A 21,616-nucleotide genomic window follows, 5' to 3' on the forward strand; every position below is an offset into this window, starting at 1 on the left:
GCTCATCTACCTCAGTTTCAGGGTGGCAAGGCCGATCAGCACCAGAATCACGGTGATGATCCAGAATCGGACGATCACCCGCGGCTCGGGCCAACCCTTGAGTTCAAAGTGGTGGTGAATCGGCGCCATGCGGAACACCCGCTTGCCGGTCAACTTGAAGGAGGCCACCTGGATCACCACCGACAGGGTCTCCATGACGAACACGCCGCCCATGATGAACAGGACGATTTCCTGGCGAACGATGACGGCAATGGTGCCGAGCGCTGCGCCCAGCGCCAGTGCGCCGACGTCACCCATGAAGACCTGGGCCGGGTAAGTGTTGAACCACAGGAAGCCCAGGCCTGCGCCAATCAGGGCGCCACAGAACACGATCAGCTCACCGGCGCCCGGTACGTACGGGATCAGCAGGTACTCGGCGAATTTCACGTTACCGGACAGGTAGCAGAAGATGCCCAGTGCACCGCCAACCATCACGGTTGGCATGATCGCCAGGCCATCGAGGCCGTCGGTCAGGTTGACTGCGTTGCTCGAACCGACGATGACGAAATAGGTGAGCACGATGAAGAATGCGCCCAGGGGAATGGTGAGGTCCTTGAGCATCGGCACGATCAGGGTAGTCTCGACGCTGGTCGGTGCGGTCATGTACAGGAACACCGCGGCGCCCAGGCCGAACACCGATTGCCAGAAGTACTTCCAGCGGCTCGGCAGGCCGCGGGAGTTCTTCTCGATCACCTTGCGGTAGTCGTCCACCCAGCCAATGGCACCGAACAGCATGGTCACGATCAGCACGACCCAGACGTAGCGGTTAGTCAGGTCGGCCCACAACAGGGTGCTGATGCCGATCGCGGACAGGATCAGGGCGCCGCCCATGGTGGGGGTGCCGGACTTGGACAGGTGCGATTGCGGGCCGTCGTTACGGACAGCCTGACCGATCTGGCGGATCTGCAGGGTGCGGATCATCCACGGCCCGAGCCACAGCGCCAGGGACAGCGCGGTCAATACACCCAGGATCCCGCGCAGGGACAGGTACTGGAAGACCGCGAAGCCCTTGTAGAACTGTTGCAGATACTCGGCCAACAGCAGCAGCATTAATGTTTCTCCCCGCTGGGACCGCACAAGGCCGCCACGACGTTTTCCATCGCAGCGCTGCGCGAGCCCTTGATCAAGATAGTGGTGTCGCTGGCAGTCTCGGCGCGAACGGCATCGATCAGCTCAGCTTGGGTAGCGAAATGGCGACCATTGGCGCCGTACGCCGCGACCGCGTGGGCCATATTGGTACCCACCGCGTACAGGGCGTCGACCTTGCCGCGGGCATAGTCACCCACCTGACGGTGGCCTTCTTCTGCCCATTGCCCCAGTTCGCCGATATCCCCGAGCACCAGGACGGTGCGTCCGGAAAAGCCGGCGAGTATATCAATGGCGGCGCACATCGAGGTGGGATTTGCGTTGTAACTGTCATCGATAACCCGAACCCCATGAGGTGCGATCTGAGCGACGGTCCGGCCCTTGACCGGCTGAACCGCGCCCAAGCCGGCGGCAATACCTTCCAGGCTCACGCCCAGGGCATGGGCAGCCGCGGCTGCGGCCAACGCGTTGCTGACGTTATGAGTGCCCAGCAGGTTCAGTTGAACCTGCACCGAGCCTTGCGGCCCATGCAAGATAAACGATGGGCAGCCGCGGGCGTCGCGCCCAATCTCGCTGGCATGGAAATCGGCCTGTGGGTTATCCAGAGCGAAGCTGAGGACGCGGTGCTGGCCCGCGCGCTTGCGCCAGATCTCGAAGGCTTTGTCTGCCAGATTGAGGATGGCCGTACCGCCCTCGCCCAGACCTTCGAGGATCTCGCCCTTGGCCTCGACGATTTTCTCGGGGCCGCCGAACTCGCCGACATGGGCGGTCCCGGCATTATTGATGATGACCACTTGAGGCTGGGTCAGGCCAACGGTGTAGCGGATCTCGCCGATGCGCGAGGCGCCCAGCTCGATCACCGCGGCGCTGTGCTCCGGGGAGATTTCCAGCAAGGTCAGGGGCGCGCCGAGGTCGTTGTTCAGGTTGCCCCGGGTGGCCAGGACCAGGCCACGGGTGCGCAGGATGCTGGCAAGCAGCTCCTTGACCGTGGTCTTGCCGCTGGAACCGGTGATGGCCGCGACAGGCTTGTCGAACGCGGCGCGGTTCAGGGCGCCGAGTTGGCCCAAGGCCAGGCGGCTGTCGGCGACGACCAGTTGTGGCAGGTCGACGCCTTCCACTTCACGCTCCACCAGGGCAGCCACGGCGCCCTTGACCTTGACGTCCGCCAGGTAGTCGTGACCATCGAAACGTGGCCCGGCCAGGGCGACAAACAACTGCCCAGCACCCACGGTGCGGCTGTCGATGCTGACACCGCTGAAGCTTGCGTCGGCGCCGACCTGACGCCCCGCGAGCGGCGTGACCAACTGACTGAGTGTCATGGGCTTAAGCATGCGGAGCCTCCCAGGCTGCAAGTGCCTTCTCGGCTTCGACCAGGTCGGAGAAGTCATGGCGCTCGCCTTTGATCTCCTGGTAGTCCTCATGCCCCTTGCCAGCCAGGACGATGACATCGTCGGCGGCAGCGGTGGCGATCAGGTGGGCGATGGCGTTGCCTCGGCCAGCGACGAATTCGACGTCGCATGGCTTGGCGAAACCAGGGCGAATGTCATCGAAGATCCGCTGTGGGTCTTCGGTACGTGGGTTGTCGTCGGTGACCAGCACCCGGTCGGCCAGGCGCTCGGCCACTTCAGCCATCAAGGGGCGCTTGCCGCGATCACGGTCACCACCGCAGCCAAACAGGCACAACAGTCGACCATGGGCATGCGGACGCAGGGCTTCGAGTACTTTTTCCAGGGCATCGGGGGTGTGGGCGTAATCGACCACCACCAACGGTTTGTCGCCACCACCCAGACGCTGCATACGGCCAATGGGGCCTTGCAATTGCGGGGTGACCTTGAGGATTTCGTCCAGCGGGTAGTCCAGCGCCAGCAGCGTGGCCACGGCGGCGAGCATGTTGCTCAGGTTGAAGCGGCCCAGCAGGCGGCTGCGCAGCGCGTGCTCACCCTGCGGGGTCACCAGCACCGCACGCACGCCGTCGTCATCGAAGCGGGCTTGCTTGCAGAACAACGTAGCGTCCGAATCCAGCAGGCTGTAGCTGATCAAACGGGACTCAGCATGGCTCTGGGCCAGGCGACGACCGAATTCATCATCCAGGTTGACCACACGACAACGCAGGTTCGGCCAGGCGAACAGCTTGGCCTTGGCGGCCTCGTAGGCCTCCATGCTGCCGTGATAGTCCAGATGATCGCGGGACAAGTTGGTCATCACCGCGATATCGAATGCCAGCGCCGCGACACGCCCTTGCTCCAGAGCATGGGAGGACACTTCCATCGCCACGGCCTTGGCGCCGCCATGCTTGAGGTCGCTCAAGGTGGCCTGCACGGCGATCGGGTCTGGCGTGGTCAGGCGCCCGCTGCGCAGCTCACCATAGAAGCCGGTGCCCAGCGTGCCTATCAGACCGCAACGCTGCCCCAGGGCATCGAGGGCCTGGGCCACCAGTTGGGTGACACTGGTCTTCCCGTTGGTGCCGGTGACACCAACCAGGTCCAATTGACGGCTCGGCTCACCATAGAAGCGCCCGGCGATCTCTGACAGCTGGCCAATCAGGCCGCGCACGGGGATCAGCGGCACCTCGGTGATCGGCAGAACGCTCGCGCCCTGCTCTTCATAGGCCACTGCGGCAGCGCCACGGGCCAGGGCATCGGCGATGTGCGCACGGCCATCGACCTTCGCCCCAGGCACAGCCAGGAACAGATCGCCCGGCCGCACCTGGCGGCTGTCGAGGGTCAGCTCACGGATCAGCGGATCGCGGCTGGCATGGGCGAAAAGCTTGCTCAATGGCATTGTCATCAACCACGCCCTCCATTGGCGGGTACTGCGCTGGCCTGCTGGGTCGCGGGTTGCGGCAGGTTGTCTGGCGGTACGTTCATCAGGCGCAGCGTGCCCGACATCACCTTGCTAAATACGGGGGCCGATACCAGGCCGCCGAAGTAGCCGCCCTTGCTCGGCTCATCGATGACCACGACGATGGCATAGCGCGGATCGCTCATCGGGCCAAAACCGGCGAACAGCGAACGGTAGGCGTTTTCGGTGTAGCCCTTGGAGCCTACGGTGGCCTTACGCGCGGTACCGGACTTGCCACCCACGTGATAGAACGGCACCTGCGCACGGAACACACCGCGCGGGGCTTCGATGACCTGCTGCAACATGGTCTGCACGGTTTCAGCGGTGTCGGCCGGAATCGCCTGCACAGCCTCCGGCGCCTTGTCGACCTTGAGAATCGACAGCGGAACCATCTTGCCGTCATTGGCAATCGCCGCGTAGGCGTGCACGAGCTGCAACGCCGTCACCGAAAGGCCGTAGCCGTAGGACAGCGTGGCGGTCTCGGCTTTGCGCCATTCACGGTGGTTGGGCAGGTTACCGACACGCTCGCCCGGGAAGCCCAGGCCCGTGTACTGGCCCAGACCGACCTGGGACATGACCCGGTAGATCGCCTCGCCACCAATGTCGAAGGCGATCTTGCTCATGCCGACGTTACTGGAGTTGATCAGGATGCCGGTCAGGTCGAGGATCGGGCCTTCGCTCCTGGACACGTCTTTGATCGTATAGCGGCCGATCTGCAGACTGCCCGGGTAGACCTCGACCTTGTCGGTGGGTTTCCAGCGGCCACTCTGCAAGGCCGCGCTCATGGAGATCGGCTTGACCGTCGAGCCTGGTTCGAACACGTCGATGATCGCCCGGTTGCGCATGGCCGCAGGGAACATGCTACGGCGGTTGTTCGGGTTGTAGGTCGGCTGGTTGACCATCGCCAAAACCTCGCCGGTCTTGACGTCCATGATCACCAGGCTGCCGGCCTTGGCTTCCTGTTCGGCGATGGCGTTACGCAGCTCGCGGGTGGCCAGGTACTGCAGGCGCAAGTCGATGGACAATGCCAAGGTCTTTCCGGCCTTGGCGTTCTTGGTGACCTGGATGTCCTTGATCAGCCGACCGCGCCGGTCCTTGATCACCTGGCGCTTGCCGGGCACGCCGGCGAGCCATTCGTCATAGGCCAGTTCGACCCCTTCGCGACCGTGGTCGTCCAGGTCGGTGAAGCCCACCATATGTGCGGTGACATCGCCCGCCGGATAGAAGCGGCGGAATTCTTCCATGCCATAGACGCCCGGTACCTTGAGGTCGAGCACCTGCTGGCCCTGCTCCGGCGTCAGGCCACGGACCAGATAGATGAATTCTTTGTTGGCTTGCTGGGTCAGACGCTCGGTCAGTTGCTGAGCGTTCTGCCCGAGCGCGGCAGCCAGCTGGGGCCAGCGATCACGGGCGACCTGCATTTCCTTGGGGTTGGCCCAGAGGGTAGTGACCGGCGTACTGACGGCCAGCGGCTCGCCGTTACGGTCGGTGATCAGGCCACGGTGCGCGGGAATAGGAATATGACGCAGACTGCGAGCATCGCCCTGCCCTTTGAGGAAATCACGGTCGACCACCTGCAGATCGATGATGCGCCAGGCGATGGCACCGACCATCAGCGCCAACAATGCGATCACCACCCGGAAGCGCCAGGGGTAGAGTGCGCCTTCGAGCTTCATCATGGCGCCACCATCCGCACTTCGTCAGCGGCCGGCACGCGCATTTTCAGCTGTTCGCTGGCCAGGTTCTCGATGCGGCTGTGGGCGGTCCAGGTGCTTTGCTCGAGAATCAGCCGACCCCATTCAGCCTGAGCCTTGTCGCGCTCGTTCAGTTCGCCGTAGAGGGTGTTGAGCAACTGACGGTTCCAATGGGCGCTGTAGGACACGGCGATCGCCGACACCAGCACACCGACAAACAGCAGAAGCATCAGGAAGCTTCCGCCTGGCAAAGGTTTGGCGAACAGCCGGCTCACCGCAGCTTCTCCGCCACCCGCATCACGGCACTGCGCGCGCGCGGGTTGGCCTGAAGCTCTGCATCGGAGGCGAATTGCGCCTTGCCGATCAGGCGGATCTTGGGTTCGAAGACCTTGTGCTGCACCGGCAGGTTGCGCGGCAGGTTGTCCGCCTCACCCTTGGCAAGCTTGCGCATGAAGAGTTTGACGATACGGTCTTCGAGCGAGTGGAAGCTGATCACCGCCAGGCGGCCACCGACTTCCAGCGCCTCGATTGCGGCCTCAAGACCGGTCTCGAGATCGCCCAGCTCGTTGTTGACGTGAATACGCAACCCCTGGAAGGCGCGGGTAGCAGGGTTCTTGCCCTTCTCCCAAGCGGGGTTGGCGACCTTGAGCACTTCGGCAAGATCACCTGTGCGGGTGAACGGTTGCTGTTCGCGGCGCAGCACGACGGCGCGCGCCATGCGCTTGGCGAAGCGCTCCTCACCGTACTCCTTGAAGACACGGGCGATTTCTTCTTCGGGTGCGGTGGCGATGAACTCGGCGGCACTGATGCCCTGGTCAGGGTTCATGCGCATGTCCAGCGGGCCATCATTGAGGAAACTGAAGCCACGCTCGGGGTCATCCAACTGCGGCGAGGAGACGCCCAGGTCGAGCAGAATGCCGCTGACCTTGCCATCCAGGCCACGCTGCGCGACTTCATCGCCCATCTCGGCAAAGCTGCGCTGCACAATGACAAAGCGGCCGTCTTCGGCCGCCAGCGCTTGCCCCGTCGCAATCGCTTGTGGATCTTTGTCGAACCCCAGCAGCCGCCCTTGCGGCCCGAGCTTACTGAGAATCAGGCGGCTGTGCCCGCCCCGCCCAAAGGTGCCATCCAGATAGCAACCGTCGGCGCGCAGGGCCAATGCCTCGACAGCTTCGTCGAGCAGCACGGTGATGTGGTTGAAGCCGCTATCTATCGTCACAGGATCAGGTCACGCAAGTCATCGGGCATGGCACCCGGTTGTTGAATAGCTGCAAGGTCGGCTGCCGAAACCGCGTTCCAGGCGTCCTCATCCCACAGCTGGAATTTGTTCAGTTGCCCCACCAGCATCGCCTTCTTGTCGAGCTTGGCGTATTCACGCAGACGGGGCGGTACCAGAAAACGACCACTGCCATCGAGCTCCAGGTCCACCGCATTACCGATCAGCAAACGCTGCAGGCGGCGGTTTTCCTCACGCAACGACGGCAAGGCACGCAATTTGGCTTCGATCTGTTCCCACTCGTCGAGGGGATAAACACACAAGCAGGGGTCTACAGCGTCGATGGTCACGATCAACTGACCATTGCAACGCGAATCGAGCTCGTCACGGTACCGACTCGGCATGGCGAGTCGGCCCTTTGCATCGAGGCTGACGGCGTTGGCTCCGCGGAACACGGCTGCGATTCCCCACTGATGTTAGCTTTATTTGGTCAGAAAACCCACTTCATCCCACTTTCTGCCACTTGCGCACACTATAGGAATCCGTCCGCCACACCGTCAAGGCACGTTCATAAGGAAATCCCTTACAGGACGGCGATTTAGCGCAACAAAGGAAGGAGGAACGACTACCAGCGAAGAAATTTGGCGAGAAAAATCAAAGACACGCGGACACATGCGGCGCGAACTTAAAGTGATTTATTAAGAGTAAGAATTTTTCGGTATTACCAGGACATATCTGCTATCGATTCAAGCAGGGAAGGAGGAGGTGGAGAGTCGATCTATAAGCCGGGTTCTGTCGAGGACAGTCATTCCTCTACGACGGCCATCACTGGACGCCTTTAGCAACCTACCCGGTTCCGACGCGGGCCACGCCGTAAGGAACCCTATTTGGTCTTGCTCCGAGTGGGGTTTACCTAGCCACGAACTGTTGCCAGTCGTGCGGTGCGCTCTTACCGCACCTTTTCACCCTTACCGGCACCGAAGTGCTTAGGCGGTTGTTTTCTGTGGCACTTTCCGTAGGCTCGCGCCCCCCAGGCGTTACCTGGCACTCTGCCCTATGGAGCCCGGACTTTCCTCCCCCCTCTTTTGTGGAACAAAAGAAGGCAGCGACTGTCCGATCGACTCTCCGCCGACAAGGTTAACGGCAGGCGCGCTCAAGAACAAGTGACGCAACTAAAGAATATCAATTTGCCACTACTGGGATTTCTGTTTTTCCAGTGCAATTTGATAGAGCAAGTTCTTACGAACACCAGTGATTTCCGCCGCCAATGCAGCCGCGCGCTTGAGTGGCAACTCTGCCAGCAACAAATCCAGCACCCGCTGCGCCTCACCGCTAATGGCCTGCTCGTCCTCAGGCGCGCTCCAGCCGCCGACCAACACCACGCATTCACCCCGCTGCTGGTTGCTGTCGCCTGCGACAAAGGCGCGCAGCTCACCCAGCGGCAACCCCTTGAGGGTCTCGAACGTCTTGGTCAGTTCCCGCCCCAGCACGGCCGGGCGGTCTGCACCGAACACCGCTTCCATGTCCTCCAGGCACTCAAGGATGCGGTGCGGTGCTTCATAGAAGATCAGGGTACGCGGCTCTTCCTTGACCTGCTCGAGCCGAGCGCGGCGCCCGGCCGTCTTGGCCGGCAGGAAGCCTTCGAAGATGAACCGATCCGACGGCAGCCCCGCCGCCGATAAGGCGGCAATCAATGCGCAGGCGCCCGGCACCGGCACTACTTGCACCCCAGCGGCGCGCGCCTGGCGCACCAGGTGGTAGCCCGGATCGGAGATCAAGGGCGTACCGGCATCCGACACCAACGCCACGTCGTCCCCGGCCAGCAGGCGGGTGATGAATCGCCCGCCTTCATCGCGCTCGTTGTGCTCGTGGCAAGCCGCCAGGGGAGTGGCGATACCGAAATGCTGAAGCAGGCGCACCGAGTGACGGGTATCTTCGGCAGCGATCAGCGCCACATTCGCCAGGACCTTGAGGGCCCGGGCGCTCATGTCGTCCAGATTGCCGATCGGCGTGGCGACCACATAAAGCGTCCCCATCGTGGATTTCGAAGCCCCTGCAACATCAGTCACTGCGCACACCTGTCTTGTGGATCAAAGGCGCCATTGTAGCCCGAGCACCCGTAACAGCGCGCAAAGAACTTCAAGGGCCCGCACCTGTAGACGACCTATAGTGAAGGATCAACGTCAGCAACATCGCGCCCCGGCCGACGCTTGGGTACAATTGCCGGCCACCTTGATCGAGTAACAGGACCTTTACATGATCGCTTGCCTGCGGCTGTTCACAGCCCTCTGCTTCGCTGCCCTGCTGGCAGCTTGCGCCAGCTCGCCCTCATCCAGCCTGGGCGAACTGCCACGCACCCCGGATGCCAGCATCGAGCAACTGCTCGACAAGGCAGCCACCAGCAAGTCCGCGGAAGATGCCGCACTGCTGCGCCTGAGCGCCGCCGACCTGGCCTACAAGCAGAAGGACTACCCACGCGCCGCACGCATTCTCGAGCAGGTCCCGATGGACTCGCTCAAGCCGGCCCAACAAGTGTTCGCCAGCACCCTGGCCGCCGAACTCGCCATGAGCCGCAACCAGCCCAAAGCGGCCCTGAGTGCCCTCGCTCACCCGAGCCTGCAACGCCTGGACGAACTGCCGAAGGACCAGCAGGCACGTACCTACAGCGTTCACGCCGCCGCCCTGGAGGCCGATGGCCAGACCCTGGCCGCCGCCCAGCAGCGCGTACTGCTTGCCCCGCTGCTCAGCGACAAGGCCGCCGCCGCGAACGACGACGCCATCTGGGCCCTCGTCGCCTCGCTGCCGGCCGAACAGCTGCAACAGCCCACCAACAATGAAATCCTCGCCGGCTGGACCAGCCTGGCGCTAGCCGTCAAGCGCGCCGGCACCCTGGAGCAACAACAGGCCGCCATCGACACCTGGCGCGACCAGCACCCGGATCACCCGGCCGCCAAGCAACTGCCGCTGGCCTTGGTCAAACTCAAGGAACTGGCCAGCCAACCGCTCACCAAGATCGCTCTGCTGCTGCCTCAGGAAGGCCCGCTGGCCGGCGTTGCCCGCGCCCTGCGTGATGGCTTCATGGCTGCCCACTTCCAAGCCCAGCAATCCGGCCAGCCCGCCCCGGCCGTACAGGTCTTCGACAGCTCGCGCCTGACCTCGCTCGATGACTTCTATCGCCAGGCCCAGGCTGCCGGCGTGCAACTGGTCGTAGGCCCGCTGGAAAAACCCCTGGTGAAAAAGCTCGCGGCCTATCCGCAACTGCCGATCACCACCCTCGCCTTGAACTACGCCGACGCTGGCCAGAAAGCGCCACCACAGCTGTTCCAGTTCGGCCTTGCGGCCGAGGACGAAGCCCGCGAAGTCTCACGCCGCGCACGCGCCGACGGCATGGTTCGCGCCGTAGCACTGGTACCGAGTGGCGAATGGGGTGACCGCGTGCTGGCCGCCTTCCGCCAAGACTGGGAAAGCCATGGCGGCACCCTGCTGGCTGCCGAACGCATCGCCCAGCCGGTCGCGCTTGCCCAGCAGATCGCGGAACTGTTCCAACTGCGCCAGAGCGAAGGTCGCGCCAAGAGCCTGCAAAGCACGGTAGGTGGCACCATCGCCGCACAGCCTTCGCGTCGCCAGGACATCGACTTCATCTTCCTCGCCTCGACCCCGCAGCAGGCCCAGCAGATCAAGCCAACCCTGAATTTCCAGTACGCCGGCGACGTTCCGGTCTATGCCACCTCGAACCTGTACAGCGCCAGCGGTGACGTGAACCAGTACAACGACATGAATGGCATTCGCTTCTGCGAAACCCCATGGCTGCTCGACTCCACCAACAGCCTGCGCCAGCAGGTGGTCCAGCAGTGGCCTCAGGCCGCAGGCAGCCTCGGCCGCCTGTACGCGATGGGTGTCGACGCCTACAGCCTGGCGCCGCGCCTGAACCAGCTCAAAGCCTTGCCCGACAACCGTGTCGAAGGCCTTTCCGGCAGCCTGACCATGAACCCCAGCCAGCGCGTCGAACGCCAACTGCCCTGGGCCGAGTTCTCGGGCGGCCAGGTCAAGCGCCTGCCGGACACCCCTCGCTAATGCCCGACGCATCGCCCGCCAGCGCTGGCCAAGCTGCGGAAAACCATGCCCTCGCGTTCCTTCGAGGGCAGGGTCTGCAGTTGCTGGCGCGCAACTGGCGATGCAAGGGTGGTGAGCTCGATCTGGTCATGCTCGACGCCGATACAGTAGTATTCGTCGAAGTCCGCTACCGGTTGCACGCGGCCTTCGGCGGAGCCGTCGGCAGCATCGACATGCGCAAGCAGAAGCGACTGGCGCTCGCCGCCAACCTGTTCCTGCAGAAGGAGCCACGCTGGGCCGATCAGCCCTGCCGCTTCGACGTTGTCGCCCTGCAGGGCAGCCACCATGCGGGCCAACCGCTGCAATGGCTGAAAAACGCCTTCGAATGCTGAACCCATTCCGATTTTTTAGCTCTATGTTTCGCGGGCTGGTCCCTGTCGCGCGTCGCGCCGGCCACCGCCCCTCTTAAGGTCACACCAGATGGACATGCAATCCCGAATTCGCCGGCTGTTTCAGGCCAGCATCGATACCAAGCAACAGGCGATGGACATCCTGGCACCCCACATCGAGCAGGCCAGCCTGGTCATGGTCAATGCGCTGCTCAACGAGGGCAAGATGCTCGCGTGCGGCAACGGCGGCTCGGCCGGCGATGCCCAGCATTTTTCCTCGGAGCTGCTCAATCGTTTCGAGCGTGAACGCCCGAGCCTGCCAGCCATCGCCCTGACCACCGACAGCTCGACCCTCACCTCGATCGCCAACGACTACAGCTACAACGAAGTCTTCTCCAAGCAGATCCGCGCCCTGGGCCAGCCCGGGGATGTGTTGCTGGCGATCTCTACCAGCGGCAATTCCGCCAACGTGATACAAGCGATCCAGGCCGCGCACGACCGTGAAATGATCGTCGTGGCATTGACCGGGCGCGACGGCGGAGGCATGGCCTCGCTGCTGCTGCCTGAAGATGTGGAGATCCGTGTGCCGTCGAACGTCACCGCGCGAATCCAGGAAGTCCACCTGCTGGCGATCCATTGCCTGTGCGACCTGATCGACAGCCAACTGTTCGGGAGTGAAGAATGATCCCTAAGCGCCTCGGCCTGATGGCCCTGACCCTGTGCCTGAGTATCTCTGGCTGCAGCTCGGTACTGACCTCCACCCGCAACTCGCCCATCGAGGACGATCGCGGCACCCGCACCATCGGTAGCAAGATCGACGACTCGCTGATCGAGACCAAGGTTTCGGTCAACATCGCCAAGGCCAACGCCGACCTGGACAAGGGCTCTCACATTGTCGTCAGCAGTTACAACGGCGTAGTCCTGCTGGCCGGCCAGACCCCACGCGCCGATCTCAAGAGCCTGGCCGAGCAAACCGCCAGCCAGGTACAGCGGGTCAAGAAGGTCCATAACGAGCTGCAGGTCATGCAGCCGTCCTCGATCCTCGCCCGTAACAACGACGCCTGGCTGACCACCAAGATCAAGGCTCAAATGCTGGGCGATGCCAGCGTGCCCAGCACCCGCATCAAGGTGATCACCGAGAACGGCATCGTCTACCTGCTTGGCCTTGTGACCCAGGGCGAGGCCAACGCCGCCACCAACGTGGTGCAGGGCGTCTCGGGTGTGCAGAAGATCGTCAAGTTGTTCGAATACATCGACTGACGCAAACAGCGTAACGCCTGACCGCAATACAAGCCCGCTCCTGCAGGGATCACACACGACCCTGTGGGAGCGGCAAACCCCGCCCCAAGATCCGTTCCACCCTTCGTTATCCTCAGGAAGTACCCATGAAGAAGTCCCTGCTGTCCGTCCTCGCGATCGGCGCATTCGCCGCCCTGGCCGGCTGCTCGACCCCAAGCCAGATCACCCTCAACGATGGCCGTGAAATCCAGACCGTCGACACACCGAAGTATGACAGCGACGCTGGCTTCTACGAGTTCGAGCAACTGGACGGCAAACGCACCCGTGTCAACAAGGACCAGGTTCGCAGCATTCAGGATCTGTAAGCCCAAGACCCGAAGCCAATAAAAAAGGCGATCCATCTGGATCGCCTTTTTTGTTACTTGACCACCTTGAGGCTGGGTCGACCACTGGGGCGTGGTGGCTGGCCACCTCCCTCGGGCGGACCATCGTCATCCGGCTCGACATCGTCGTCGTCCAGCTCGTCGCTGTCCAACGGCGGCTCCAGCTCGAAGACCATGCCCTGACCGTTCTCTCGGGCATAGATGCCCAGGATTGCACCGACCGGCACAAACAACGAATGCGCCACGCCACTGAAGCGACCTTCGAAACTGACCGCCTCGTTGTCCATGTGCAGGTTACGCACGGCATTGGGGGAAATGTTCAGGACGATCTGGCCATCGCTGGCAAATCCCTGGGGAACCTGGACCGCTGGAAACTCAGCATTGACCAGCATGTGGGGGGTGCAATCGTTGTCGACGATCCACTCGTACAGCGCTCGAACCAGATAGGGGCGACTGGAGTTCATCAACGGCTCCTTAAAGCTTGCGCATTTCACGTTCTGCAGCGGACAGGCTCGCCTGGAAAGGCTCGCGGGCAAACTGTCGCTCCATGTAATCCAACAGCGGCTTGGCCTGCCGCGGCAATTCGATACCCAATAGCGGCAATCGCCACAATATGGGCAATAGACAACAATCGACCAGGCTTTGCTCCTCACTCATGAAGCAAGGGAACTCTCCGAACAACGGAGATACGCCAGTCAGGCTCTCGCGCAATGCCTTGCGTGCCTCAACGCGCGCCGCCTCCGTGCTGCGGGCATCGAGGATGGTGTCGGCCAGTGCGCACCAGTCGCGCTGGATGCGATGCATCAGCAGACGGCTGTTGCCGCGCGCCACCGGATAGACCGGCATCAGCGGCGGGTGCGGGTAACGCTCCTCAAGGTACTCCATTACCACGGTCGATTCGTACAGCGCCAGATCGCGGTCGACCAAGGTCGGCACGCTGGCATAAGGGTTCACTTCGACCAGCTTGGGCGGCAGGCGTGCAGGATCGACATCGACGATCTGCACGGTGATGCCCTTCTCGGCGAGAACAAGGCGTACCCGGTGAGAATAATGATCAGCGGGGTCGGAATAGCAGGCTAACCGGTTGGTTGCGCCCATGTAGCGCCTCCTCGCATGGGGATGCTTTGTGAAACTCTAAATGCAAACGCGCCCTGGAGAGCTCCACCGCTTCAGCGATGGGGCGCTCCAGGGCGCGTTCAACTACCAGAAACTACTGCGTGATCAGTGCACGTCCTTCCAGTATTCGCGCTTGAGCAAATAAGCGAATACGAAGAAGAAAGCCAGGTACAGCAACACATAGGTACCAATGCGCTGGCTTTCCAGTTTGACCGGGTTGGCCGAATAGGCCAGGAAGGTCACCAGGTTCTTGACCTTCTCGTCGAACTGCTCGGTCGTCAGGGTACCGGATTTCGGCTCGATGGTCAGCTGGTCACAGGCTTCATGGGTCAACGGACTGCCGGTCAGCGGGTCGAACTGCTTCTTGCCATCGACCACCATCTGCACCTGCTTGCAGCCGATCACCTGATTACCCTGCAGACCAACCAGCACGTTGGGCATGCCGACGTTCGGGAACACCTTGTTGTTCACCCCATAAGGACGCGACTTGTCCTCATAGAAGCTGCGCAGGTAGGTGTACAGCCAGTCGGTACCGCGAACACGCGCAACCAGGGTCAGGTCGGGCGGTGCCGCACCGAACCAGGTCTTGGCATCGCTGGGCTGCATACCGATCGTCATGTGATCGCCGATCTTGGCGCCGGTGAACACCAGTTTCTCGAGCATCAGCTCGTGCGGTATGCCCAGATCATCGGCCACGCGCTCATAGCGCTGGAACTTGGCGCTGTGGCACCCCATGCAATAGTTGGCGAAGGTACGCGCGCCATCCTGCATGGCAGCCTTGTCGGTCAGGTCGATATCGACCTTGTCCAGCACCGGGCCGTGCTCGCTGGCGGCGAAGGACAAGGCGGGCATCATTGCCAGGAACAGTACTGCAATTAGCTTTTTCATCAGCCAGTCACCCTTTCCGGAACCGGTTTGGTCTTCTCAAGCCTTGTGTAGAACGGCATCAGCAGGAAGTAGGCGAAATACAGCACGGTGCAGACCTGCGACAGCAAGGTCCGACCCGGCGTAGGCGCCAGTACGCCCAGCACACCGAGAATCACGAAGGCAATGCAGAACACCACCAGGAACACTTTGCTCAACCAGCCTTTGTAGCGCATCGAGCGCACAGGGCTGCGGTCCAGCCAGGGCAACACGAACAGCACAGCGATTGCGGCCCCCATGGCGATCACGCCGAACAATTTGTCAGGGACCGCACGCAAGATCGCGTAGAACGGCGTGAAGTACCAGACCGGCGCGATATGCTCAGGCGTCTTGAAGGCGTTCGCCTGTTCGAAGTTCGGTTTTTCCAGGAAGTACCCACCCATTTCCGGGAAGAAGAACACCACCGCGCAGAACACGAAGAGGAACACCACCACACCGACGATATCCTTGACGGTGTAGTACGGATGGAATGGAATGCCGTCGAGCGGAATGCCGTTTTCATCCTTTTTCTTCTTGATGTCGACGCCGTCCGGGTTGTTCGAACCCACTTCGTGCAGCGCCAGGATGTGCAACACCACCAGGCCCAGGATCACGATCGGCAGAGCGACCACGTGCAGGGCGAAGAAGCGGTTCAGGGTGATACCCGAAATCAGGTAGTCGCCGCGGATCCACTGGGTCAGGTCGCCGCCGATCACCGGGATGGCGCCAAACAGCGAGATGATCACCTGGGCACCCCAGTAGGACATCTGGCCCCATGGCAGCAGGTAGCCCATGAACGCCTCGGCCATCAGCGCCAGGTAGATCAGCATGCCGAACAGCCAGACCAGCTCGCGCGGCTTCTGGTAGGAGCCGTAGAGCAGGCCGCGGAACATGTGCAGATACACCACGATGAAGAACGCCGAGGCACCGGTCGAGTGCAGATAGCGCAAGATCCAGCCGTATTCGACGTCACGCATGATGTACTCGACCGAGGCAAATGCCTCTTCCGCCGAGGGTGTGAAGCTCATGGTCAACCACACACCGGTGACGATCTGGTTGACCAGCACCAGCAGCGCCAGGGAGCCGAAGAAGTACAAGAAGTTGAAGTTCTTGGGCGCGTAGTACTTGCTCAGGTGGTCTTCCCACATCTTGGTGGCGGGGAAGCGAGCATCAATCCAGTCCATGAACTTGCTCATCATGCCTTCTCCTGATCGATGCCGATGACAATGATGTCGTCCGACTCATACGAGTGCGGGGGCACTGGCAGGTTGAGAGGTGCCGGTTGCGACTTGTAGACGCGACCAGCCAGGTCATAGTGCGAACCGTGGCAAGGGCAGAAATAGCCGCCTACCCATTTCGGCCCCAGGTCAGCGGGCGCGACCTCAGGACGGAAGGTCGGCGAACAACCCAAATGGGTGCACAGACCAACAAGGACGAGGATCTCCGGCTTGATCGAGCGATTCTGCGGGTCGACGTAGGTCGGCTGCACCGAAGCCTTGGATTCGGGATCGGACAAATCTCCGGTGATTTTCTTCAGATTGCCGAGAATTTCCTCAGTTCGTCGCACGATGAAAACAGGTTGCCCTCGCCACTCAGCCACCATCTGCTGACCTGGCTCGACCTTGGCGATATTGACCTTCACCGGTGCGCCGGCGGCTTTCGCCTTGGCACTGGGGAACCATGACCCCACGAACGGTACCGCAGCCCCCACTGCCCCCGCTGCGCCTACCACGGATGTGGCGGCTACGAGGAAGCGGCGCCGGCCTGCGTTGACGCCGTCATTGCTCATTCAGTCCTCTCCCATCAGCTGCTTTGGCCTGTTGGATCAGGCATCTACTTAGTTGTGTCTGTGGCACTAAAAGTTGGCCGCAATGGTAAGGAACAAGTCCACACACTGACAAGGTGATTACCCCCCAGGCGGGCTGCAACCCTCGCTTTGCTTGATCTGCGTCTATGCGGCAAGTTGTCACTGACATGCTGACAGGTTAGTTCAAGACATAAAAAAAGCCCGGTTCCATAAACGGAACCGGGCTTTTTTTCGACTGCCGAAGCGGTATTAACGCTTGGAGTACTGAGGACGCTTACGCGCTTTACGCAGACCCACTTTCTTACGCTCGACTTCACGAGCATCGCGGGTGACGTAGCCAGCACGACGCAGAGCGCCACGCAGGGATTCGTCGTAGTCCATCAGAGCACGGGTGATACCGTGACGGATCGCACCGGCTTGACCGCTGACACCACCACCGGAAACGGTGACGTAGATGTCGAACTTCTCAACGGTCTCGGTCAGCTCCAGCGGCTGGCGAACAACCATGCGAGCGGTTTCGCGACCGAAGAACACGTCCAGAGAACGGTTGTTGATGGAAATGTTACCAGTGCCCGGACGCAGGAAAACGCGAGCGGTTGCGGTCTTGCGACGGCCAGTGCCGTAATTTTGAGTCGCCGACATAATGAACTATCCCGTTAGATCTTCAGTTCTTGAGGCTGCTGAGCAGTGTGTGGGTGAGCAGCACCCGCGTACACTTTCAGCTTGCGGTACATGTCGCGACCCAGCGGGTTCTTCGGCAGCATGCCTTTGACCGCGGTCTCGATGACACGCTCAGGGGCTTTGTCGATCAGCTTCTCGAAGCTGATTTCCTTGATGCCACCTGGGAAACCGGAGTGGGAGTAGTACATCTTGTCCGAAGTTTTGGCACCAGTAACACGTACCTGCTCGGCGTTGATGACGACGATGTAGTCGCCGGTGTCAACGTGAGGGGTGTATTCTGGCTTGTGCTTGCCACGCAGACGACGAGCGATTTCGGTAGCCAGACGACCCAGGGTCTGACCAGCGGCGTCAACTACGTACCAGTCGCGCTTTACTGTTTCCGGTTTAGCAGTAAAAGTTTTCATTCTCTAAAGCCTCAGAGGCCGCCCAGCGAAAAATAGACGGCGAATCTTACTGGATAGTGCACAGCTTGCCAAGGGCAAGCGCGCAGCCGCACACGGACGCTATTGGGGGCTCGGGTCGGCGCGTCCAATGTTCGACAAGGGTTCCTCCTGCATGGTGGTGCATCACTTCCGCCACACGGAGAGGGGCAGAATTATCCAGATTGCAGAAAAAAATTCAACCTGATTTGATGGTTCGATTTGCAGGAGACGATGCCCATGCAATATCGCCAACTCGGCCGAACCGACCTTGATGTCAGCGCCCTGTGCCTGGGCACCATGACCTGGGGCGAACAGAATGACGAGACCCAGGCCTTCGCCCAGATCGCACTGGCCAAGGCCAGCGGGGTCAACTTCATCGACACGGCAGAGATGTATCCTGTGCCGCCACGCCCGGAAACCTACGCCGCCACCGAGCGCATCATCGGCAACTGGTTCCGCCGCCATGGCGATCGCGACGACTGGATCCTGGCAAGCAAGGTCGCAGGCCCTGGCAATGGCATCAGCCACATCCGCGACGGCCAGCTCAAGCACAACCGCCAGCACATCGTCGCCGCACTGGAAGACAGCCTGCGGCGCCTGCACACAGACCGCATCGACCTCTACCAATTGCACTGGCCCGAGCGCAGTACCAATTTCTTCGGCAAGCTGGGCTACCAGCACCTGCCCCATGATCTGTTCACGCCGTTGGAAGAAACCCTCGAGGTGCTCGATGAGCAGGTACGCGCAGGCAAGATCCGCCATATCGGCCTGTCCAACGAAACGCCATGGGGCACCATGAAGTTCCTGCACCTGGCCGAGACCCGTGGCTGGCCGCGGGCCGTGTCGATCCAGAATCCCTACAACCTGCTCAACCGCAGCTTCGAGGTGGGCCTGGCGGAAGTGGCGATCCGTGAGCAGTGCGGTTTGCTGGCCTATTCTCCCCTGGCCTTCGGCATGCTCTCGGGCAAATACGAGGACGGCGCACGGCCAGCGCACGCACGCCTGACGCTGTTCAGCCGCTTCTCCCGCTACTCCAATCCGCAGACGGTTTCCGCCTGCAGCCGCTACGTGCAGCTGGCTCGCCAGCATGGCCTGGACCCTGCGCAGATGGCCTTGGCCTTCGTCACCCGCCAGCCGTTCGTGACCAGCAACATCATGGGCGCCACCAGCGTGGAGCAATTGCAAAGCAACCTGGACAGCCAGGCCTTGACCCTCAGCGACGAGTTGCTCGCAGCCATCGAGGCGATCCATCAGGACCAGCCCAACCCGGCGCCTTGAACGCAGTCCGGCACATCCCCTGGCGGACAAACCCACCTCCACAGCGTCGCGTACTTTTCTGTGGACGTGGGCTTTTCACAAGTGGATCCAACTGGCGTTGGCGGGGTAGACACAACTACCAAAAAATAAGACGATCCAGCCGGTGATTGACCACTCTACCCTATAAGAACAATGACAATGATGTTTACCCAACCCTCCGCGTCGTTGCGGCGCGTCAGCATCCTGGCCATTGACAAGGTGTTCGCTTCGACCCTCATGCAAGCCAAGGATTTCTTCCACCTGGCCAGCCTGCGCTACAGCAAGCAATTGGGCCTGGGGCTGCAACCGATGTTCGAGATCTGCCTGGTGAGCCCGGACGGCAAGCCTGTGGACAGTTTCAGCAATGTTCAGGTCCCGGTCGACAGCGGTCTGGTCGATGCCGACGTGATCATCCTCCCGGCGTTCTGGGAAGACTTCGACAACCTCCAACAACGCTACCCCCAGGTCCTGCCCTGGCTACGCGAGCAACATGCCCGCGGTGCGGTTCTGTGCGGCGAGGCCAGCGGCGTGTTCTGGCTGGCCGAGGCAGGCCTGCTCGATGGCAAGGAGGCGACCACCTACTGGCGGTTCTTCAACAGCTTCGCCGAGCGCTTCCCCAATGTCCGACTGAACCAGGACAAACACCTGACTGACGCCGACAACCTGTACTGCGCAGGCGGCACCACGTCGGCGTGCGACCTGTACATCTATCTGATCGAGCGTTTCTGTGGTCCCAACGTCGCCCGTGCCGTGGCCCGCGACATCCTCTACGAAGTGCAGCGCAGCTACACTCCCGGGCGCATGGGCTTTGGCGGACAGAAGCTGCACCAGGACCTGATCATCCTGCAGATCCAGCACTGGCTGGAGGAGCACTTCGCCGACAAGTTCCGCTTCGAAGACGTGGCGCGCAATCACGGCATGAGCATCCGCAACTTCATGCGCCGTTTCCAGAGCGCGACAGGTGACAAACCCCTGCACTACCTGCAACGCCTGCGCATCGAGACCGCCAAGGGGCTCTTGTCGAGCACGCGCAAGAGCATCAAGACCATCAGCTATGAAGTGGGCTACGACGACGCCAGCTTCTTTGCCCGGCTGTTCCGCCAACACACCGAACTGTCACCGAACCAGTATCGACAGCAGTTCGTGCAGGAAGCCTGAATACAGGAAACCCGCGCCCACAGGACCGGCGATGATCCTTGTGGGAGCGGGTTTACCCGCGAAGAGAACGCCGCGAAAAGACAGTTGCTCCAAGAGGAGCAAAGATCCAATCGACGTTAGGCTCTGTACGAAAAGCCTTGATACAGACCCTAGGGCTTGTGCGCCCGCGCCAGGAACTCGTGGGACTGCATCTCCAGCAAACGGCTCAGCGTGCGCTGGAACTCGAAGCTCAGACGGCCACCGGTATACAGGTCCTTGAGCTCGACCTCGGCGGAGATGATCAGCTTGACGTTACGGTCGTAGAACTCGTCGACCATGTTGATGAAGCGTCGGGCGATGTCATCTGTGGTCACGCCCATCTGCTCGACATTACTCAGCAACACGGCATGGAAGATCTTGCCCAGTTCGATGTAATCGTTCTGGCTGCGCGGGCCATCGCACAAGGCGCGGAAGTCGAACCAGGCGACGTCATCGCACGTGCGGATCGCTTGGATTTCGCGGTTCTCGATCACCAGCACGTCGTTTTCCACAGCCTGGGTGCACTCGGGCGTCAAGGCGCGGAAGCTCTGGCGCAGGCTCTCGTGGGCGGCATCATCGAGCGGGAAGTGATACAGCTCGGCCTGCTCCAGGTGACGCAGGCGATAGTCGACCCCGCTGTCGACGTTGACCACTTCGGTGTTCTGTTTGATCAGCGCGATGGCCGGCAGGAAGCGCGCACGCTGCAGGCCATCCTTGTACAGGCCGTCGGGGACAATGTTCGAAGTCGCCACCAGGGTCACGCCATTCTTGAACAGCTCTTCCATCAAGGTGCCGAGGATCATCGCATCGGTGATGTCGGAGACGAAGAATTCGTCGAAGCAAATCACCTTGGCTTCGTCGGAAAAACGCTTGGCGATGATAGTGAGCGGGTTCTTCTCACCCTTGAGGGTCTTCATCTCCTCGTGCACACGCTTCATGAAGCGGTGGAAGTGCGTGCGCATCTTCTGCTTGAACGGCAGCGCCTCGAAGAAGGTGTCGACCAGGTAGGTCTTGCCGCGACCCACGCCACCCCAGAAATACAAGCCCTTGACCGGTGCCTGCTCCTTCCTGCCGAACAGCTTGCCGAACACGCCGGGCTTGTTGTTCTGCGCCGCCAGCAGGTCGTCGTACAGGCGCTGCAGGTGACGCACCGCAGTTTCCTGCGCCGCATCATGGAAGAAGTCGGGACGTTTCAGATCTGCTTGATATCGTTCGAGGGGCGTCATGATTCGTTAGCGAGGCAACAAAAAACGGGCCGTCACTGTAGCGACAGGC

At 61.5% G+C, this 21,616-nt stretch carries 23 protein-coding genes and 1 other RNA gene; 7 read left to right on the top strand and 17 right to left on the bottom strand.

The window, feature by feature from the left end; genetic code table 11:
* Window positions 1–6: 6 nt before the first annotated feature.
* The 9 genes from mraY to rsmI all read right to left on the bottom strand — a co-directional run bounded on the left by mraY (window position 7) and on the right by rsmI (window position 8,912).
* Window positions 7–1,089 (bottom strand): phospho-N-acetylmuramoyl-pentapeptide-transferase, encoded by a 1,083-nt coding sequence (mraY, locus tag IEC33019_RS13305; protein WP_070092343.1) that lies wholly within the window; start codon window positions 1,087–1,089, stop codon window positions 7–9.
* Window positions 1,089–2,456: a UDP-N-acetylmuramoyl-tripeptide--D-alanyl-D-alanine ligase gene (locus IEC33019_RS13310; protein ID WP_070092342.1), complete on the bottom strand. Its 1,368-nt coding sequence runs from the start codon at window positions 2,454–2,456 to the stop codon at window positions 1,089–1,091. The genes mraY and IEC33019_RS13310 overlap by 1 nt, the downstream gene beginning before the upstream one ends.
* The gene (locus tag IEC33019_RS13315; RefSeq protein ID WP_070092341.1) at window positions 2,449–3,912 is read right to left on the bottom strand and encodes a UDP-N-acetylmuramoyl-L-alanyl-D-glutamate--2,6-diaminopimelate ligase; all 1,464 of its coding nucleotides are present in this window, start codon (window positions 3,910–3,912) and stop codon (window positions 2,449–2,451) included. The genes IEC33019_RS13310 and IEC33019_RS13315 overlap by 8 nt, the downstream gene beginning before the upstream one ends.
* Window positions 3,912–5,642 (bottom strand): peptidoglycan D,D-transpeptidase FtsI family protein, encoded by a 1,731-nt coding sequence (locus IEC33019_RS13320; protein ID WP_172959815.1) that lies wholly within the window; start codon window positions 5,640–5,642, stop codon window positions 3,912–3,914. The genes IEC33019_RS13315 and IEC33019_RS13320 overlap by 1 nt, the downstream gene beginning before the upstream one ends.
* Window positions 5,642–5,935 (bottom strand): cell division protein FtsL, encoded by a 294-nt coding sequence (ftsL, locus tag IEC33019_RS13325; RefSeq protein ID WP_070092339.1) that lies wholly within the window; start codon window positions 5,933–5,935, stop codon window positions 5,642–5,644. The genes IEC33019_RS13320 and ftsL overlap by 1 nt, the downstream gene beginning before the upstream one ends.
* Window positions 5,932–6,879, bottom strand: coding sequence for a 16S rRNA (cytosine(1402)-N(4))-methyltransferase RsmH (gene rsmH, locus IEC33019_RS13330; RefSeq protein WP_070092338.1), 948 nt, complete (start codon window positions 6,877–6,879; stop codon window positions 5,932–5,934). The genes ftsL and rsmH overlap by 4 nt, the downstream gene beginning before the upstream one ends.
* On the bottom strand, window positions 6,876–7,331 hold the full coding sequence (mraZ, locus tag IEC33019_RS13335) for a division/cell wall cluster transcriptional repressor MraZ (protein ID WP_011535546.1): 456 nt from the start codon (window positions 7,329–7,331) through the stop codon (window positions 6,876–6,878). Before mraZ ends, rsmH begins: the two co-directional genes overlap by 4 nt.
* A 310-nt stretch (window positions 7,332–7,641) precedes the next feature.
* Window positions 7,642–8,001, bottom strand: an RNA gene (gene rnpB, locus IEC33019_RS13340) — RNase P RNA component class A.
* Window positions 8,002–8,069: 68 nt separating this feature from the next.
* The gene (gene rsmI / locus IEC33019_RS13345) at window positions 8,070–8,912 is read right to left on the bottom strand and encodes a 16S rRNA (cytidine(1402)-2'-O)-methyltransferase (RefSeq protein ID WP_170831767.1); all 843 of its coding nucleotides are present in this window, start codon (window positions 8,910–8,912) and stop codon (window positions 8,070–8,072) included.
* A gap of 220 nt (window positions 8,913–9,132) precedes the next feature.
* Between rsmI and IEC33019_RS13350 the strand changes: the two genes are divergently transcribed.
* From IEC33019_RS13350 to IEC33019_RS13370, 5 genes are all read left to right on the top strand, one after another.
* Entirely contained in the window at window positions 9,133–10,950 is a 1,818-nt protein-coding gene (locus tag IEC33019_RS13350; RefSeq protein ID WP_070092336.1) for a penicillin-binding protein activator, read from the top strand.
* The gene (locus IEC33019_RS13355; RefSeq protein ID WP_070092335.1) at window positions 10,950–11,321 is read left to right on the top strand and encodes a YraN family protein; all 372 of its coding nucleotides are present in this window, start codon (window positions 10,950–10,952) and stop codon (window positions 11,319–11,321) included. The genes IEC33019_RS13350 and IEC33019_RS13355 overlap by 1 nt, the downstream gene beginning before the upstream one ends.
* Window positions 11,322–11,409: 88 nt before the next feature.
* The gene (locus tag IEC33019_RS13360) at window positions 11,410–12,003 is read left to right on the top strand and encodes a phosphoheptose isomerase (protein ID WP_043207486.1); all 594 of its coding nucleotides are present in this window, start codon (window positions 11,410–11,412) and stop codon (window positions 12,001–12,003) included.
* Window positions 12,000–12,578: a BON domain-containing protein gene (locus IEC33019_RS13365; protein ID WP_070092334.1), complete on the top strand. Its 579-nt coding sequence runs from the start codon at window positions 12,000–12,002 to the stop codon at window positions 12,576–12,578. Before IEC33019_RS13360 ends, IEC33019_RS13365 begins: the two co-directional genes overlap by 4 nt.
* Window positions 12,579–12,703: 125 nt before the next feature.
* The gene (locus IEC33019_RS13370) at window positions 12,704–12,922 is read left to right on the top strand and encodes a YgdI/YgdR family lipoprotein (protein WP_070092333.1); all 219 of its coding nucleotides are present in this window, start codon (window positions 12,704–12,706) and stop codon (window positions 12,920–12,922) included.
* Between the two features lie 53 nt (window positions 12,923–12,975).
* On the opposite strand, the gene IEC33019_RS13375 is transcribed toward IEC33019_RS13370, so the two are convergent.
* The 7 genes from IEC33019_RS13375 to rplM all read right to left on the bottom strand — a co-directional run bounded on the left by IEC33019_RS13375 (window position 12,976) and on the right by rplM (window position 17,851).
* On the bottom strand, window positions 12,976–13,404 hold the full coding sequence (locus IEC33019_RS13375; RefSeq protein ID WP_070092332.1) for a ClpXP protease specificity-enhancing factor: 429 nt from the start codon (window positions 13,402–13,404) through the stop codon (window positions 12,976–12,978).
* Between the two features lie 10 nt (window positions 13,405–13,414).
* A complete protein-coding gene (locus IEC33019_RS13380; RefSeq protein ID WP_070092331.1) occupies window positions 13,415–14,038 on the bottom strand; it encodes a glutathione S-transferase N-terminal domain-containing protein in 624 nt (207 codons plus the stop codon).
* 123 nt (window positions 14,039–14,161) lie between these two features.
* A complete protein-coding gene (locus IEC33019_RS13385; protein ID WP_070092330.1) occupies window positions 14,162–14,944 on the bottom strand; it encodes a cytochrome c1 in 783 nt (260 codons plus the stop codon).
* On the bottom strand, window positions 14,944–16,155 hold the full coding sequence (locus IEC33019_RS13390) for a cytochrome b (protein ID WP_070092329.1): 1,212 nt from the start codon (window positions 16,153–16,155) through the stop codon (window positions 14,944–14,946). Before IEC33019_RS13390 ends, IEC33019_RS13385 begins: the two co-directional genes overlap by 1 nt.
* Window positions 16,155–16,748, bottom strand: coding sequence for a ubiquinol-cytochrome c reductase iron-sulfur subunit (petA, locus tag IEC33019_RS13395; protein ID WP_070092328.1), 594 nt, complete (start codon window positions 16,746–16,748; stop codon window positions 16,155–16,157). Before petA ends, IEC33019_RS13390 begins: the two co-directional genes overlap by 1 nt.
* Before the next feature lie 267 nt (window positions 16,749–17,015).
* A complete protein-coding gene (rpsI, locus tag IEC33019_RS13400) occupies window positions 17,016–17,408 on the bottom strand; it encodes a 30S ribosomal protein S9 (RefSeq protein WP_043207470.1) in 393 nt (130 codons plus the stop codon).
* A 14-nt stretch (window positions 17,409–17,422) separates the two neighbouring features.
* The gene (gene rplM / locus IEC33019_RS13405) at window positions 17,423–17,851 is read right to left on the bottom strand and encodes a 50S ribosomal protein L13 (protein WP_043207468.1); all 429 of its coding nucleotides are present in this window, start codon (window positions 17,849–17,851) and stop codon (window positions 17,423–17,425) included.
* 255 nt (window positions 17,852–18,106) lie between these two features.
* Between rplM and IEC33019_RS13410 the strand changes: the two genes are divergently transcribed.
* The gene (locus tag IEC33019_RS13410; protein WP_070092327.1) at window positions 18,107–19,147 is read left to right on the top strand and encodes an NADP(H)-dependent aldo-keto reductase; all 1,041 of its coding nucleotides are present in this window, start codon (window positions 18,107–18,109) and stop codon (window positions 19,145–19,147) included.
* Between the two features lie 279 nt (window positions 19,148–19,426).
* Window positions 19,427–20,323, top strand: coding sequence for a GlxA family transcriptional regulator (locus IEC33019_RS13415; protein ID WP_167358094.1), 897 nt, complete (start codon window positions 19,427–19,429; stop codon window positions 20,321–20,323).
* A 149-nt stretch (window positions 20,324–20,472) separates the two neighbouring features.
* Here IEC33019_RS13415 and zapE read toward each other — a convergent pair whose 3' ends face one another.
* Window positions 20,473–21,567 carry a cell division protein ZapE gene (gene zapE, locus IEC33019_RS13420; RefSeq protein WP_070092326.1) on the bottom strand — a complete coding sequence of 365 codons (1,095 nt, stop codon included), beginning with the start codon at window positions 21,565–21,567 and terminating at the stop codon, window positions 20,473–20,475.
* Window positions 21,568–21,616 lie beyond the last annotated feature (49 nt).

It is taken from the genome of Pseudomonas putida, from assembly GCF_002741075.1.
Taxonomy (GTDB): Bacteria; Pseudomonadota; Gammaproteobacteria; order Pseudomonadales; family Pseudomonadaceae; genus Aquipseudomonas; species Aquipseudomonas putida_T.

Bases quoted from the DNA above. Each gene is read 5' to 3' on its own strand.
- IEC33019_RS13310 (WP_070092342.1), bottom strand. From the start codon at position 2,456: ATGCTTAAGCCCATGACACTCAGTCAGTTGGTCACGCCGCTCGCGGGG.
- zapE (WP_070092326.1), bottom strand. From the start codon at position 21,567: ATGACGCCCCTCGAACGATATCAAGCAGATCTGAAACGTCCCGACTTC.
- IEC33019_RS13315 (WP_070092341.1), bottom strand. From the start codon at position 3,912: ATGACAATGCCATTGAGCAAGCTTTTCGCCCATGCCAGCCGCGATCCG.
- IEC33019_RS13390 (WP_070092329.1), bottom strand. From the start codon at position 16,155: ATGAGCAAGTTCATGGACTGGATTGATGCTCGCTTCCCCGCCACCAAG.
- IEC33019_RS13320 (WP_172959815.1), bottom strand. From the start codon at position 5,642: ATGAAGCTCGAAGGCGCACTCTACCCCTGGCGCTTCCGGGTGGTGATC.
- mraY (WP_070092343.1), bottom strand. From the start codon at position 1,089: ATGCTGCTGCTGTTGGCCGAGTATCTGCAACAGTTCTACAAGGGCTTC.
- petA (WP_070092328.1), bottom strand. From the start codon at position 16,748: ATGAGCAATGACGGCGTCAACGCAGGCCGGCGCCGCTTCCTCGTAGCC.
- IEC33019_RS13410 (WP_070092327.1), top strand. From the start codon at position 18,107: ATGCAATATCGCCAACTCGGCCGAACCGACCTTGATGTCAGCGCCCTG.
- IEC33019_RS13385 (WP_070092330.1), bottom strand. From the start codon at position 14,944: ATGAAAAAGCTAATTGCAGTACTGTTCCTGGCAATGATGCCCGCCTTG.
- IEC33019_RS13380 (WP_070092331.1), bottom strand. From the start codon at position 14,038: ATGGGCGCAACCAACCGGTTAGCCTGCTATTCCGACCCCGCTGATCAT.
- rpsI (WP_043207470.1), bottom strand. From the start codon at position 17,408: ATGTCGGCGACTCAAAATTACGGCACTGGCCGTCGCAAGACCGCAACC.
- rsmI (WP_170831767.1), bottom strand. From the start codon at position 8,912: ATGGGGACGCTTTATGTGGTCGCCACGCCGATCGGCAATCTGGACGAC.
- IEC33019_RS13365 (WP_070092334.1), top strand. From the start codon at position 12,000: ATGATCCCTAAGCGCCTCGGCCTGATGGCCCTGACCCTGTGCCTGAGT.
- IEC33019_RS13355 (WP_070092335.1), top strand. From the start codon at position 10,950: ATGCCCGACGCATCGCCCGCCAGCGCTGGCCAAGCTGCGGAAAACCAT.
- IEC33019_RS13370 (WP_070092333.1), top strand. From the start codon at position 12,704: ATGAAGAAGTCCCTGCTGTCCGTCCTCGCGATCGGCGCATTCGCCGCC.
- IEC33019_RS13350 (WP_070092336.1), top strand. From the start codon at position 9,133: ATGATCGCTTGCCTGCGGCTGTTCACAGCCCTCTGCTTCGCTGCCCTG.
- IEC33019_RS13360 (WP_043207486.1), top strand. From the start codon at position 11,410: ATGGACATGCAATCCCGAATTCGCCGGCTGTTTCAGGCCAGCATCGAT.
- IEC33019_RS13375 (WP_070092332.1), bottom strand. From the start codon at position 13,404: ATGAACTCCAGTCGCCCCTATCTGGTTCGAGCGCTGTACGAGTGGATC.
- rplM (WP_043207468.1), bottom strand. From the start codon at position 17,851: ATGAAAACTTTTACTGCTAAACCGGAAACAGTAAAGCGCGACTGGTAC.